Annotated in this window: 9 protein-coding genes; 1 reads left to right on the forward strand and 8 read right to left on the reverse strand. The window is 37.3% G+C overall.

The annotated features are described in order from the left end of the window. Positions 1-4: 4 nt before the first annotated feature. From Q8S25_RS04000 to deoC, 8 genes are all read right to left on the reverse strand, one after another. Positions 5-7,408, reverse strand: coding sequence for a LamG-like jellyroll fold domain-containing protein (locus Q8S25_RS04000; RefSeq protein ID WP_305535086.1), 7,404 nt, complete (start codon positions 7,406-7,408; stop codon positions 5-7). 144 nt (positions 7,409-7,552) lie between these two features. After that, complete coding sequence (locus Q8S25_RS04005; RefSeq protein WP_305535088.1) at positions 7,553-8,956, reverse strand: MBL fold metallo-hydrolase; 1,404 nt, start codon at positions 8,954-8,956, stop codon at positions 7,553-7,555. A 2-nt stretch (positions 8,957-8,958) separates the two neighbouring features. Beyond that, complete coding sequence (locus Q8S25_RS04010; RefSeq protein WP_305535090.1) at positions 8,959-9,441, reverse strand: thioesterase; 483 nt, start codon at positions 9,439-9,441, stop codon at positions 8,959-8,961. Between the two features lie 24 nt (positions 9,442-9,465). Next, positions 9,466-10,203 (reverse strand): ABC transporter permease, encoded by a 738-nt coding sequence (locus Q8S25_RS04015; RefSeq protein WP_295188216.1) that lies wholly within the window; start codon positions 10,201-10,203, stop codon positions 9,466-9,468. Positions 10,204-10,224: 21 nt separating this feature from the next. Continuing rightward, entirely contained in the window at positions 10,225-12,582 is a 2,358-nt protein-coding gene (locus Q8S25_RS04020; RefSeq protein ID WP_305535092.1) for an NADP-dependent malic enzyme, read from the reverse strand. Between the two features lie 19 nt (positions 12,583-12,601). Continuing rightward, positions 12,602-13,783: a M20 family metallopeptidase gene (locus Q8S25_RS04025; protein WP_305535094.1), complete on the reverse strand. Its 1,182-nt coding sequence runs from the start codon at positions 13,781-13,783 to the stop codon at positions 12,602-12,604. Positions 13,784-13,796: 13 nt separating this feature from the next. Next, positions 13,797-14,228 carry an SPOR domain-containing protein gene (locus Q8S25_RS04030; RefSeq protein WP_305535096.1) on the reverse strand — a complete coding sequence of 144 codons (432 nt, stop codon included), beginning with the start codon at positions 14,226-14,228 and terminating at the stop codon, positions 13,797-13,799. Positions 14,229-14,243: 15 nt separating this feature from the next. Then, positions 14,244-14,918 (reverse strand): deoxyribose-phosphate aldolase, encoded by a 675-nt coding sequence (deoC, locus tag Q8S25_RS04035; protein WP_305535098.1) that lies wholly within the window; start codon positions 14,916-14,918, stop codon positions 14,244-14,246. Positions 14,919-15,008: 90 nt separating this feature from the next. On the opposite strand from deoC, the gene Q8S25_RS04040 reads away from it, so the two are divergent. After that, positions 15,009-15,680 (forward strand): hypothetical protein, encoded by a 672-nt coding sequence (locus tag Q8S25_RS04040; protein ID WP_305535100.1) that lies wholly within the window; start codon positions 15,009-15,011, stop codon positions 15,678-15,680. Positions 15,681-15,725: the final 45 nt, after the last annotated feature.

Raw genomic sequence — 15,725 nt, forward strand, 5'->3', positions numbered from 1 at the left:
TGGTTTATTTGATCTTCATCAACTGAACCACTTTACGTTGGTTGCCTTGGATGAACTCTGCAAAGTAGTTACCTGTTGCATAGTTGTGACCCAACTGTAACGTGCTGTTCGCCGCTTGCTTGGCTTTGCCTTCTACCAATCTACCTGCAGCATCTACTACTTTGATATTCACTGGTAAGTTAGATTGACTTACTAGTTTCAATGTGAAGTACGTAGTACTTGGATTTGGCATCACCGTTACTTTTAAGTCGTCGGCTACTACCACTTCCTCCGCAGTTTTGTTGTACACTGGTTGTGCATCCGCCGCCGCAATTGGGGCTGCTGTGCCACATGCATAACTGTTCCAGATGATATTTCTTCCATCTCCCTCTACTTCGTAGCCAATGAATAGACCAGTCATCTTCACCACTGTACTGCTGTGGTTCTTGTGACAGCCTTCTCCACCTTTTACTTTGATATCACCTGTAGGAGCATATACATTCGCAATCACTGTTGTGTTGCCACCCTTCACTTCAAACTTCTGATCTCCATCGCCATGACCTCTGTCGTGGTCATCATCATCTCTGTCATCATCATCATCGTTGTCGTGACCATTGCCGTGGTTGTTGCGGTGCTTGTTGCAATCGTGGTTGCTCTGCTTGCCTAAGTAGAACGTTACTTTGTATCCGTCTGGATTAATAAAGCAATCCTCTTCTATCTGTACATGCTTCGCTACTCTAATGCTGGTATTATCTGCAAACCTTACTTGCGTTAAGCCATTGTTTGGACCCTTGCCTACTTTTAAGTGCTCTACATTAATCACTGTGCTCGTAAATCTTACCACACTACCTTCTTCTATCTCAATATTGCCATACGTATTACCGCTCAACGTTACATTAGAACCCTTTCTAATCTTCAGGTTCTTATAGTTGCCGCTTAAGCTTACTGTGGCGCTTTGGTTAGTGGTATAGTTTGGTAAGTTATTCGTGTTGCTCGTGTTGTACTGCATCGTTGGTAAGCTCACCGTAGCTACGCCTATCAATCTTACTGGTACATTCGCACCTTGCTTCACTTCTATCTTAGGGGCTTTTACAAAAGCACCCGGTGCTGCTACTGAACTGTTCTTGCCAATCTCTGCTTTACCCTTCTTACTCATCACGCCTACACTACCTGTTTGTACGGTATTGTATTCTTTTAGTTCTGCTTCTTTATAAGCCAAGATGGTGTAATTGTTGATCGTGTTCTGTTTGCTGTACTGGTAGCTTACCGCTGTTAAGCTGGTACATCCCTTGTTGTCTGTTACATACAAACTATACGTACCATCTCCATTCGTATTATCTAATGATACCGCTTGGGTACTTGCAAACGATGCATTGTTGAAACTCCATGCATAACTGCTGATGGCACTCGTGCTATTAGACACTAATACCAACTTATTACAGAACGCATCTGGGCTAGATACCGCTATCGTTGCAGTAGGGGCTTTGTTCACCGTTACTACTACCGACTTAGTAGATACATTGCCGTTCACATCCGTTACCGTATAAGTAATCGTGCTTACTCCTACATTAAATGCAGTGCCTGCATCAAAACCAGTACCTGTTCTTTGTGTAACACCAGTGATGGCAAAGCTTACACTTGCTACTCCACAATTATCTGTAGCACTTATTGTTGGTATTGTGTATGTTCCTGCAGTGTTCTCGCAGAATACCGGTGCTGCTGGTGTGTTAATCACCGGTGCAGTGTTATCGGTTACTACAATCTCAAATGTTGCTTGCGATACTCCTACCGCATTCGTTGCAGTAGCGGTAACTACCGTTGTACCTAACGGGAATACAGATCCTGGTTGATGTGAATACGTTATAGTTGATGCTGGTATAGCTGTTGTCTCTGTGGCAGCAAAGTTTACTACCGCTCCACAATTACTCGCAGATGCATCCACACGTATTGTTGCAGGTACCACAATTACAGGTGGTACACCTACTACGGTTACGGTGAATGAACACTGTGACTCATTACCTGATGCATCTCTTGCAGAATAGGTAACTGTGGTAACCCCTAATGGGAATGTTGAGCCACTTGCTAAGCCCGCAACTAATTGCAAATTGGCATTTCCAGCATTATCAGTTACAACTGGCAAATTGTAATTAACTATTGCACCTGAAGCACTAGTCGCAAACATGTTTACTGAAGAAACGCAGTTGATAACTGGAGCAATGATATCTTTTACAGTTACAACTGCTGTTCCACTATTGCTATTTCCACTTGCATCTGTAAGCGTTAAGGTTACTGTATTGGTTCCAATATTTGAACCATTAAATACTGAAGGAGCCACAACGCTTGTTACAGTGCTACAGTTATCTTGTATATTATTGCTAACCGCAGAAACAGGAAGTATTGCTTGGCCATTTGCATCTAAATAAATAGTTGCGTCTTTTGCCAATACTTGCTCTTTTGGTTTTACAAATACATAGATTTTTTTAGTTTGATAAATATGAGCATTCTGATTAAAAGTCCAATCAGGATTTCCATTATTACCACCATTGGCAGTGGTATTATTACCTATACCCAATTCACCTCTACTATTTTGACCAAATCTGCTGTATCCAAAAATCGTTTGCCCAACACCATAATTATGCACTTGGAAAGATCCATGATTCCCAATTGTTTGTGGACTATCATCAAAATCATAAGTAGTGGAACTTGCTCCAGGTAAACCTTGACTAACATTTGGTGAATAGTTGAATTTCCAGAATTCAATACTGCCTGTTGAAATACCTAATCCATTAGTAACACCTGCGCCAGCGCTACTATACACATTCATGTTCTGTACTTTTTGATTAAAGACAGTATTGGTAACAGGAATACCAGCAAGACTTACATTATTGGTGAATGCATCCATTGATACCCAAACCCACTTATTATTTAATTGCATATAATAAGCAATACGATCTAATGGAATATTCTGTAATTGTGCAGCATTGTTAACTGTATAAGTAGGGTTCACCAAACCATAATTTCCATATTCAGGAATATTTAATTCATATGCCAAATTATACTGAGCAGCTTCTGAAACATTGTTTAAAATAGCAGTAGGCGCAGCAAATTGAATTGCTGTGCTACCTGGAGCCACATTGTCTGTAGCATTCACTGTAATAGCTAATGAAGTAGCAGTACAAGTATTTACACCAGTAACAGCAACTGTATAATTTCCTGTTGCAGTGGCAATATAATTTGCTGCCGTTGCACCATTAATATTATTGCCATTCAATTTCCATTGGTAGCTGTTTCCTGTTGCGGCACTTGCATTTAACTGTACAGAACTTCCTGCGCAAAAACTAGTAGCGCCTACAGCAGTAATTGCAGCTGCTGGCAATGGCTTAGCAACAACAGGAACAATGGTTTGCTCAGAGCTACAACCATCACTGGTTACATTTACACATAAAGAAGTACTGTATTCTAACAAAAATGTTCTGATAGGATTAGCAGTAGGCGTATTGCACCATCTAAAAGATGGATTAGGTGCATCTGAACTAGCAGTTAACACTAAGGTTGTACCTAAACAACCAGTAGTTTCTCCTGTAATAATTGGTTTGGCAGGTGTAGGCTTTACAGTAACAGTAACTGTACTTGCAGAACTACATCCCGACGCATTGGTAATGGTATAGCTAATAATAGTTGTTCCCATTTTTTTACCCGTCATTTTACCTGTTGCATCAATTGTTGCAATAGTTGTATCACTACTAGACCATACTCCACCTGCAGTAGCATTCGCCAATTGCTTAAATTGATTTTCACAAACGGTAGTTACTCCAGTTATTGGAGTAGTTGGGGCTAAAGGTGCTACTGTTATTGTAGCGGTAGAAACCAATGCCCTACAACCATTCGTATTGGTGAAATAATAATTAAGCGTTGTGGTACCAGCAGTTAATCCAGTAACATTCACTCCGGAAGGAAAAGGATAAAGACTTGCTACCAATGGATTTGAATTCGTCCATTCTGCTACTTCATCCCTGCCATTAAAAATGGTATGTGATAAAACAGTGGTTTCATTGATGCAGATAGCCGTTTTTCCGTCTAAAGGTCCACTAACTGGAATAGGTAAAATCATTACTTCATAAGTAACATAATTACTACAACCAGTTTCATTGGTGATTGTGTAAGTGATGATGGAATTTCCTTCACTAATACCATGAACAGTTCCATCTGCATCTATCGTTGCAACAGCTGTATTATTGCTGCTCCATACACCACCTGGTGTATCATTTTTTAATAACATGGTTGTATTAGCACAAATATCTCTTCTGCCATCATTGATAATATCGGTAATATCTGGTATTGGATTTTCTGTTACTACCAATGGTTCAGAAGTAACGGAACAAAGCCCATCTTCCGAACTTATTTGAACAGTGTATGAACCTGCACCATATACAGTAATGGAAGAACCAAATTCTCCTGTACTCCAAAAACCTCCATTGGGTGTGCTTGCTGTTAACACCAAAGGAGTTCCACTACAAATGGCAGTAGGTCCGCTAGCAGTTACAGTTACCACAGGAGCAGGTGTAACACTAACAACAGTTGCTGTTGAAACTGCAGTACATCCAGAAGTGGTTATTGCAACAGTATATGACCCTGCTGTTGTTGCATTATATATTTGTGCATTGGCAGATGCAATAGATACTCCATCTTTAAACCATTGGTAACTATCACCTAAACTTGCAGTTAATTCTGCAGCAGTGCCTGAACATACAGTAGTGCTTGGAGCAGTAATAGTTGCGGTTGTAAATAGTACCCCGTATTTATCTCCTAAATATTTATTCACTTCTAAAATTTCACAATCAGATAATTTTCTGTTGTAAATAATGAATTCGGCAATGTCTCCATTGTATGCGCCATCATCACCGTCAGAACCAATTCTTAAACTGGTTTGTGCGGCATTGGCATCTGTATTATCTGTAAAAGAAATTAACTTTTTACCATTGAAATAAATGGCTGATCCATTAGGCTGATATTGATCATAAACTGCTGTCATCAACTGTGTTTTACCCACAGTACCTGCGCCTGATACATTTGCAACAGTAGGATTAACAGGTCCTAAAGAAACGATACCATCATCGGTGAAATTCCAAGAGCTATAGAAAAAACGATCCCAAGCACCATTGTCATTACCCCATAATGCATGTCCAGCACCACCAGTCCCTGCAGGGTGTACGCCTTGTTTGTAAACGGTAAACATAGTAACAGTTGGATTTGAACCTGCTCTTAAATCTACACCAGGTACTTGAAGTACTGAACCAAAAGTTGAGTTGACTTTATTAAAACGCATAACCGGTTGCCCGTTTATGCTATTAGGTACAAAACTAATTGGGTTTTGTCCTGGAACAGAAATTGCGTTTTTGACATTTCCTGATTTGTCTTTCCAAAGAGAAAAATTAGTAGTAGAAATGGGGTTATTACTATTGTTGCCATCTGCATCCAAGTCAGCCGCATCCAACCACATTAATATACCGCTATTGATACCTGCAGGACCTGCAACAATTCTATTAATAGTGATGCTTTTAGTTGAAGTAACCCCACAATTATTTACAAATAAAATATTGACTGTACCATTGTTGATTGCTGTTACTAATCCAGCTGCATTAATTGATGCAATACTCGAATTAGAACTTGTCCAGTTACCAGAACTGTTCGAAGTGAATTGGCTGGTTTCTCCCACATTCATTGAACTTACACCTGTTATTATAGCAGCTTGAGGAGCAAATACTGCATTGGTTCCTGTAACGGTACCAGCCACCCAATTGGAAGTAGTTCCATTTAATGCAAAACCGTTTAACAATCCCGAATTATTATTACCACTTGCATCAACTGCAGTGCTAACTCCCGCATTATTCATATTCACATTACCTGCATTCAACTTATAATACGCAGACAATAATGTTGATGGGATTATTAATTCTCCCGATTTGTTGGCTTGTAATTCATCTAAACAAAGTGCTCTTTTCCAGATTCTTACTTCATCTAAAGCAATCTTAGAAAATAAATTAGGCAAGCCTAAATTAAATCTATAAGCACCCATTAATAAATCTCTTCCAATATTATTCACTGCAACACTGGGTATTGTAATAGTTGATTCAGCCACCCCATTTACATATAGGGTTAAGCTTGTTCCTTTTCTTACAGCAGCTAAATGATACCAATTTCCTAGAACTAAATTAGTTGTACCACTTATTTGATAAGTTGTATTTCCAGACTCAAATAAGAATGCTGCTTTATTATCATATCCATTTGAAGTATTATTTAAAAGCCATTCGTTGGTACCAGCAGAACTTCCCGTATTCCATTTACCAACAACACCGCTATTTTCGAATCCAACTGAATTGGCGTATTTAATAGTCCATGCTTCAACAGTAAAATCTTGACTACCAAAATCTAAACTGGTATTATCAGCAACCCTTACATAATCATTAATGCCATCAAAATGCAAACCAGTTGCAGGAATGATGGGAGGAAAATAAAATTGATTTTGATTCAACTCTAGCAAGTTTCTATCAATTGTACCTAATGCTGCTGGGAATACAATTATTTCTGGAACAGTACCTGCAAAATAGCCCGAATTGGGATTGTCTTGACCCATATATCCGCTGCTCACATTAGTGATAAAAGGCGCTCCCATTGTTCCAGTTGTAATATTACCATTTCTGGATTGCGTAACAGCTTGGCCAGTCCAAGATGCATTCAATACATATTCTGTATTTGCAGCAACAGGTCCAAGTGTTACATTAAAAGGCCCCCAGGTTGTATACAATCCAAATTTTCCAGTTGCAATACTATTTTGTGGACCAAAACCAGGACCATATGGAGACGAACCTGAACTCCAAGACAACAAGGCTTCAAATTGCTGTTGCAATTGTGCGGTTTTTAAAACAGTAGAAATGGCGCCAGTTGCATTGATAACCGAGGCTGGCATTGGTATATTCATTACAGTACTGGTCCCATTAAAATTTACAGCAGCTCTTGAATTAAACAAAGTAAACACACCCGCATTCACAATCATGGGTTGTTTACTTGTATTGGTTTGTGTAGCATGTCTATTATTGCCACTTTGATCATACCATGTTTGTATATAACAAGAATTACTACCAATAAAAGATTGAAAACTAGTAGAAGTTCCGTCAATTGTGCTATTCACACTTACTACTCCATTTGCATCAAATGAAACATTGGCTAATGCATTGTCACTAGATCTTCTCACTTGTACAGCAAAACCATTGTAAGTAGAACTAAGCTTTCTTAAAGAATAAGCTAAAGAACTGGGTTTATTTAGACCAGCGTTGTCTAAGATATTTTGTGAAAAAACATCATTGATTGATCCCACTAGTAAAAATAGGGATAACAATAAGACCCTAAACTGTGTAATAATTAATCTCATAAAGCGGTATTAGTGCCGAAAAACTAACACCATTATCCCTATAATTAGGGGTCAAATAGACAGCAAACACTTTTTAGTAGATTAAAGCATACTAAGAGTAGATAGAAAATTGGTTCTATCAATAATTCAGCTTAAAAAATAAAATCAATCCAAAAGATGCATTTCATGCATATCAGGAATAATTACTTCCTTAAAATGCTTTCTTCTTAATCGAGCAGCAAAATCAATTTGAACATCATTTTCACCATGAACTAAAAATAATTTTCTTACTAGCTCTGGATTTTGGCAAGATAAGAATTGACATAAATCTTCATAATCACCGTGTGCACTCATACTCCTCATTACACCAATCTCGGCTTTCACAGGATACAACTCACCAAAGATTTTTACTTCTTTTTGACCAGCAGTTAACCTTCCTCCTAAACTATATGGGTCACAATAACCTACCATAAGAATGGTGGTTCTTTCTTTATAAATATTTTTCATGATATGATGCTTCACTCTTCCGGCATCTGCCATTCCACTAGCAGAAATAATAACACAAGGTGCATCATTGTCATTTAATTGCTTGCTCTCCTCTACTGTTTTAATAAACTTCAATGTTTTAAAATCAAAAGGATCATGATCATGCTCCATGATTTTCTTAACCCTTTTATTATAATTCTCAGGGAATTGTTTTAACAATTCAGTTGCTTCTCTGCTCAAAGGGCTGTCTACATATACAGGAATATTGGGTAACCGATTTTCTACTTCCAACTGATTGAGCGCATACAATATTTCTTGTGTTCTTCCTACGCTAAATGCAGGAATAATTAATTTCCCTTTTTTTTCAACACAGGTATGCACCATCCATTTTAAAATCGTATCAGTAATTCCAAAAACCTCATCGTGCAATTTATTACCATAAGTACTTTCTAATATTATATAGTCGGCTTGATCAAATGTTTCTGGTGAACGCAGAATTGCATCATTGTACCTTCCAACATCTCCACTAAACGTGATTTTGTTTGTTTTACCATCTTCTATCACTCTTAAATGAACAGCTGCAGAACCAATAATATGTCCTGCGTCTGTAAAACAGACAGAAACTTCATCGTCAATTTTAGTCCAATGATTGTAATGCACAAATTGAAAAAGTGACAGAGCAACAGCTGCATCTTCTAAATCATATAATGGTTCAAAAGGAGGCAACCCCTTTTTTGCTCTTCGCTTATTGATAAACTTTGTATCATCTCGTTGTATAATAGCAGAATCTTCTAACAAAATTTCAGCCAAAGCCTTGGTAGCAGGCGTTGCATAAATAGTGCCCTTAAACCCTTCTTTAACCAACTTAGGTATTAATCCAGAATGATCAATATGGGCATGAGATAATATCAAGTAACTAATTTCAGCTGGTTCAAATCCAAATTTTGCATTTAGATCTTCGGTATTTTTACCCATCCCTTGAAATAATCCGCAATCCAATAATACTTTTTTACCACTCTTTAAAGTAAGTAAATGTTTAGACCCTGTAACGGTTCTAGCGGCACCATGAAAAGAAATTTTCATACTTATTTTGATTTAAAACTCCAAGTGATATAAAATTCTGCAACTACTTCATCCTTGGCATTGGTACCAATTGATTTGCAAATAATTGTTTTTCCTTCTTTGCTTTGAATGGCAGCATCAATTGCTTCAGCAACCTTTAATCCATCCGTACAAGTAAATGCAATTAAACCTGTTGCTTTTTTTACAAATTTTGCTTCAAGCCCTACCACTAACATACTTACCGATGGACTTCTTTTATATGTTTGGCCTACAGGAAATAATCCTGTACTCATTTCAGCCGCCATTGCCTGAACAGCAAAATACATCGACTTAAATGGGTTTTGGTTAATCCACCCATGCTTTACTAAAATAACGGTTTTGGCTTCATCAATATATCCCACTTTCAAACCCGCAATAAAAGCAGCAGGCAGTTTTACCAATTTAAAAAAAGCAAAACGTATGGGACTTGTAATAATTTTTTTGAAGGCAGGGAACTGAGAATTCATCTCTCAATTTAACCAATATTCGGTTTATAACAAGAGTGCCGCCAATAAATAATCAGCTAACAAAATTAAAATACAACTTACTACCACAGCACTCGTACTTGCCCTACCTATTTCAAGAGCGCCCCCTTTAACATAATAACCATAATATGCAGGAACACTACTAATGATAAATGCAAACGTATATGCTTTGTATAAAGCAAAGTTGATGTTAAAGAAATTCAGATTCTGTCTTAACCCAATATCAAATGTATCATTGGCTAAAATACCCGCTAGTTCACCCGCCGTTCTTCCACCCCATATTCCTAGTACAGCAGAAATCACAATTAAACAAGGCACCACTACTAATGCCCCCAAAATTTTAGGAAACAGCAAATAGGCTTTCGTATTAATCCCCATAATTTCTAAGGCATCAATTTGTTCACTTACCCGCATATTCCCTAATTCACTCGCAATTTTACTGCCAACAACACCCGCTAATACAATACTTACCACGGTAGGAGATAGCTCTAATATCATACTATCTCTAACAATTTGTGCAATAGTGCTTTGTGGCACTAATGGACTAACCAATTGATAGGCAGTTTGAATAGTTGTAACTGCTCCTAAAAAAAGGGAAATAATAATTACAATGGGTAAAGCACCCATTCCTATTTCTACGCATTGATGCATGAATTCTTTCCAGTACATTTTAAAGTTCTCTGGTTTAGAAAACATGCCTTTCAGCATCAATAAGAACTTACCTAAATGGGTGAAAAAATTCATAAAATAAAGATAGGATTATAATTAGTTTGTCGTTTTCTTGTTTTTTCTTCTGCTTTTCCACCATGAACTTCTTTGAACTTCTTCTGCAGTATCTACCCTTGTTTTCATTTGAGCGTCAACTACTGCAACTAGTGCCATATTGATAATATTCCTTACACTGCTTCCTAATTGCAATACATGCACGGGCTTTTTAAGCCCTAATAAGATTGGCCCAATGGCATCCGCGCCTCCCACCTCTTTTAATAAATTGTAGGCAACATTTCCAGCTGTTAAATTCGGGAACATCAATACATTCACTTCTTGTTCTACTAAATCACTAAAAGGATAATTGTCTCTAAGTATTTCTTTGTTGAAGGCAAGACTACCCTGCATTTCACCATCAACAATTAAATTAGGATCTCTTTGTTTTAGGATTCTAGTAGCATCCGCAACAAGTCTTGCTTCTGCAGAGTCGCTACTTCCGAAATTACTGTAGCTCAACATGGCCACTCTTGGGGTTAAGTTAAAGCTTCTAACTTCCTTGGCTACCATTTGAGTAATATCTGCTAACTCTTCGGCAGTTGGATGAAAATTTACGGTTGTATCTGCCAAAAACAATGGGCCTTTTTTGGTTAACAATAAATACATACCTGCAATTTTCTTGACCCCCTCTTCCGTTCCAATTATTTGTAATGCTGGTCTAATTGCTTCCGCATAATTTTTGGTTAATCCTGACAACATTGCATCTGCATCTCCAGTTTCCACCATCATACAACCAAAATGGTTACGGTCTTTCATCACTTTCATACTTTCATGATGATTAAACCCTTTTCGTTGACGTTTCTTAAAGAATAATTCTCCATAGAATTCCCTTTTTGATTCCATTGCATCACTTCGTGGATCTACAATAGGAATATCAGATAAGTCTATGCTATTTGCATCAGCAATTCGATTGATTTTTTCTGGATCACCTAGTAATATAGGATAAGCAATTCCTTCATCATAAATGATGGTTGCAGCTTTTAATATTTTTAAATTATCAGCTTCGGCAAATACCAAGCGTTTAGGATCTCTTCTTGCTTTATTACTAACAACTCTAAATAGTTGATTATCTAAACCTAATCGCTTATTTAATTCTAACACATACCCATCCCAATTAGTGATACTTTTTTGTGCAACCCCACTCTCCATGGCTGCTTTAGCAACAGCTGGTGCAATAGTACTTAACAATCGAGGGTCTAAAGGTTTTGGAATGATATATAACGGACCAAAACTCATATTGCTTTGGTTATACGCCAAGTTTACAATATCTGGCACAGCTGTTTTTGCCAACTCAGCCAATGCTCTAACTGCAGCCAATTTCATGGCTTCATTAATTTGGGTTGCTCTAACATCTAATGCACCTCTAAAAATATAAGGGAAACCCAATACATTATTCACTTGGTTAGGATAATCGGATCTTCCAGTTGCCATGATAATATCTTTTCGAACAGCAACAGCATCTTCGTAAGTAATTTCAGGATCTGGATTAGCCATGGCAAAAACAATTGGATTTTTAGCCATAGATTTAACCATGTCTTGCGTAACTACATTGCCAACACTTAACCCTAAAAACACATCAGCATCTTTCATTGCTTTGGCCAATGTCCAATCTGATTTTTTTACCGCAAATTTTTCACGCCCCTTACCTAAGTCTGTTCGGTCTTGATGCAATACTCCGTCTTTGTCAAATACAATAAAATTTTCATGGCGAGCACCTAATGCTACATACAAGTTAATACAAGCCATAGCAGCAGCGCCTGCTCCATTAATTACAAAGCGAACTTTATCAATTCGTTTCTTTTGTAATTCTAATGCATTTAACATTGCAGCACTACTAATGATAGCTGTTCCATGTTGATCATCGTGCATCACAGGAATCTTCATTTGCTCTTTTAGTTGCTGCTCTATAAAAAAACACTCCGGAGCTTTAATATCCTCCAAATTAATTCCACCAAATGTGGGCTCTAAAGACTTGACTATTTGAACAAATTTCTCTGGATCTTTTTCGTTGATTTCAATATCAAAAACATCAATGTCTGCAAATATTTTAAACAATACTGCTTTCCCTTCCATCACTGGCTTACTAGCTTCAGGACCAATATCACCCAATCCAAGTACGGCAGTACCATTGGTTATTACGCCCACTAAGTTTCCTTTTGCAGTGTATTTATAAATATTTTCTGGATTCTCTTTTATTTCTTTACAAGGCTCTGCAACCCCTGGGCTATATGCCAACGAAAGATCTCTTTGTGTTTTTGCTTCTTTAGTAGGAATTACTTCAATTTTACCTGGTCTACCGCTTGAATGATATTCCAATGCTTGTTCTCTACGTAATTTAGATTGTTTATTATCAGACATAAATATGTTTCGTTATAATCTATTTTATTAAACTAATTCCTAAGTAAGCCATCATACCAGCACCTATTTCAATGGCTGATTCGTCAATGTCAAATTTAGGGGTATGTACTTGATGGATGATTCCTTTTGATTCATTTCGAACACCGAGTCTAAAGAAACACCCAGGTATCACTTGGGTATAGTATCCAAAATCTTCTGCACCCATTCGCAATTCAGTTTCTTCAACATATTGATTACCCATATAATTATTGGCCAATTGCCAAGCAGCTTCAGTAAAATCAGGATCGTTGTCTACTGTAGGATAACCAATATCAATATGCAAATCAATTTCTGCACCCATACTCTCCACTAAACCAATGGCTTGCTTTCTTATTAATTCGTGCGCTTTATATCGCCAGATTTCATCCATTGCTCTAAATGTGCCCATCAGTTTTACTTCGCTGGGTATTACATTGGTGGTATTTCCACCTTGAATGGAACAAATAGATAAAACAGAAGGAGATATAGGACTATTATTTCTAGAAATTATTTGCTGCAAACTCACAATTAATTGAGAAGCAATTAGCACGGTATCTGCAGTTAAATGTGGAGCAGCCGCATGACCTCCTTTACTTTTTATAGTAATATAAATTTCATCTGCACTTGCCATTACACGTCCCTTTCTAAAACTCAGTTTCCCCACATCCAACCCTGGATGAACATGCAACGCAACTATACCAGCAGGCCTTGGATTATCTAAAACCCCTTCCTTAATCATATAACTTGCTCCTCCGGGATTTCGTTCTTCACCTGGTTGAAACAAGAGCTTTATTGTGCCATCCCACTCACTTCGCAATTCGTTTAAAATTCGAGCAGCCCCCAATAAAACAGTAGTATGTACATCATGCCCACAAGCATGCATCACTCCATTATTTAATGACTGATATGAAACATCATTTTCTTCTTGAATAGGCAATGCATCCATATCTGCCCTTAGCGCAATCACTCTAGCATCAGGATTATTGCCTTTAACAGTTGCCATAATTCCTGTGGTAGCTTTTACTTCAAACCCAATACCCATTTGGGTTAACTGGTCTTGAACAAAAGCGGATGTTTTAAATTCTTGGTAACTCAATTCTGGATTGGCATGCAAATGATGTCTGATGCCAATTAGATCAGGAGCAATAGTATGAGCGAGTACTTTAATTTTTTCTTTTAACATGTTAATTGCTTAACTATTCTTGTTCTTCCTCAGGTGGCGTGTATTCAATAGTATCTTCAACTATATAAATTCCTTTAGGAAAAAATTTACTGATTTGATTTCTGTATTTTTCAGCATCTTCTTTTTTTAAGAAGTTTCCAATTCTAACTTTAAAATTGGGAGATTGAAAAAGGGTATAGGTTTTTTGTTCTGGAAAACGATTCATAAAATCTGTTTTCACTTGATTGGCATTATCTCTTTTTGCCGTACTAATTAATTGTAAGCGATATCCTTTATATAATCCTGCACTGGTCATCATGGCAGTTCGCTTATTAATTTGATTTTGCTTTGCAACCAACATATCTAATCTTGCATCTTTTACTATAATTACAGTATCAGATGAGCAAGCCATACAGCTTGAACAAACCAGTAGACTAAAAATTAATAAAAACATACCTGTTTTCATTGGGTAAATATAAGGTTAATACGTTGCGTTAGGAACATTAGGTTCTCCGTTTACAATAGCCAAACTAGCACTACAACCCAATCTGGTTGCGCCAGCTTTAACTAATTCAGCAGCAAAAGCATAATCCCTTATACCCCCCGATGCTTTAATTTGTACTGCTTCTGGCAAATGCAACCTAAACAACTTTACGGCTTCTACAGTTGCCCCTTTTTCGGCATATCCAGTAGATGTTTTTAAATAATCAATACCAGCAACCCCGTATAATTCGCAGCATTTAATTATTTCATCATTGGTTAATATGCCGCTTTCAATTATGATTTTGATGGTTTTGTTTTTAGACTTTACTACGGGCATTATATGATTTAATTCATTGGCCAAATAAACCCAGTCCTGATTTTTTATTGCACTTATATTGGCCACCACATCCAACTCATCAACCCCGTCTACCATGGCCAAAACAATTTCTGCCAACTTTGCTTCCACAGCGGAATAACCAAAAGGGAACCCGATTACGGTTGCTACTTTAACATTTGTTCCCACTAAGCATTCCTTGGCTTTTTTTACAAAGTTGGGGGGCACACAAACAGCCGCAAACCCATATTCAGCTGCTTCTTTACAAACTTGGGCTACTTCGGAAACCAAAGTGGTTGGCTTTAAAATGGTATGATCTATATAAGAAGCTAATTGCATAAACTCAATTTAGGCAAAGATAGCAAATACCGTAACTACGGTATTGTAACAGCTGTTAAAAAGCGTTTCATTCGCATAAAATACATTAATATGAATAAGTGCTTATTAACCCTCTGCTTTATTACCACATTATTTTCAGCAAATGCACAAAAGGGCATGAAACCACGATTAGGCGTTTATATTGGAATTGCCAGCCCTAAAGCAACTGAAGTATTTGGACAATTTTATAAATCGAAAGGTATTCAACCACGCATTACTGCAGAATACAATTTTCTCAATTTGGCATACACCAATAAAATGTTTGTAAAAGTGGCTGCAATTGCAGGATTAGAGCCGCAGAATTTCAGAAACCAAACTAGTTTTTTAACAAATGTGACTATGACACAAAAACCCATTGGGGCAAGAATTTATCCATTTGCTTTTAAAGAAGGGTTTAATCCTGATGACCAGAAAGAAGTATTTAAAAATGCAGGGTTCACTAATTTATTCATAATTGGTGGAACATGGGCAATTAGTGGTTTATATGTTGAAGGGGGTATTTCTCCGGGGGTAAGAATGAAAGAAGAAGGATATGCAGATGTAACTCGTTCCCCACAATTTTTTGGGTGGGGAGTTTCTTTTGTAGACTTTGACGACGAAGACAATAAAATAAAATTCAAGTTCAATATTGGCACAAGAAAATATACCTGGACCAATGCAAGCAATACCACATCACAAATAAAATCGTTCTGTTTGGACTTTGGAATTGCTTACGCTTTTTAATTTAAAGTAAACTGCTAGAACTATAATTAAAGGATAAAAAAACCC

Source organism: Sediminibacterium sp., from assembly GCF_030695065.1.
Lineage (GTDB): Bacteria > Bacteroidota > Bacteroidia > Chitinophagales > Chitinophagaceae > Sediminibacterium.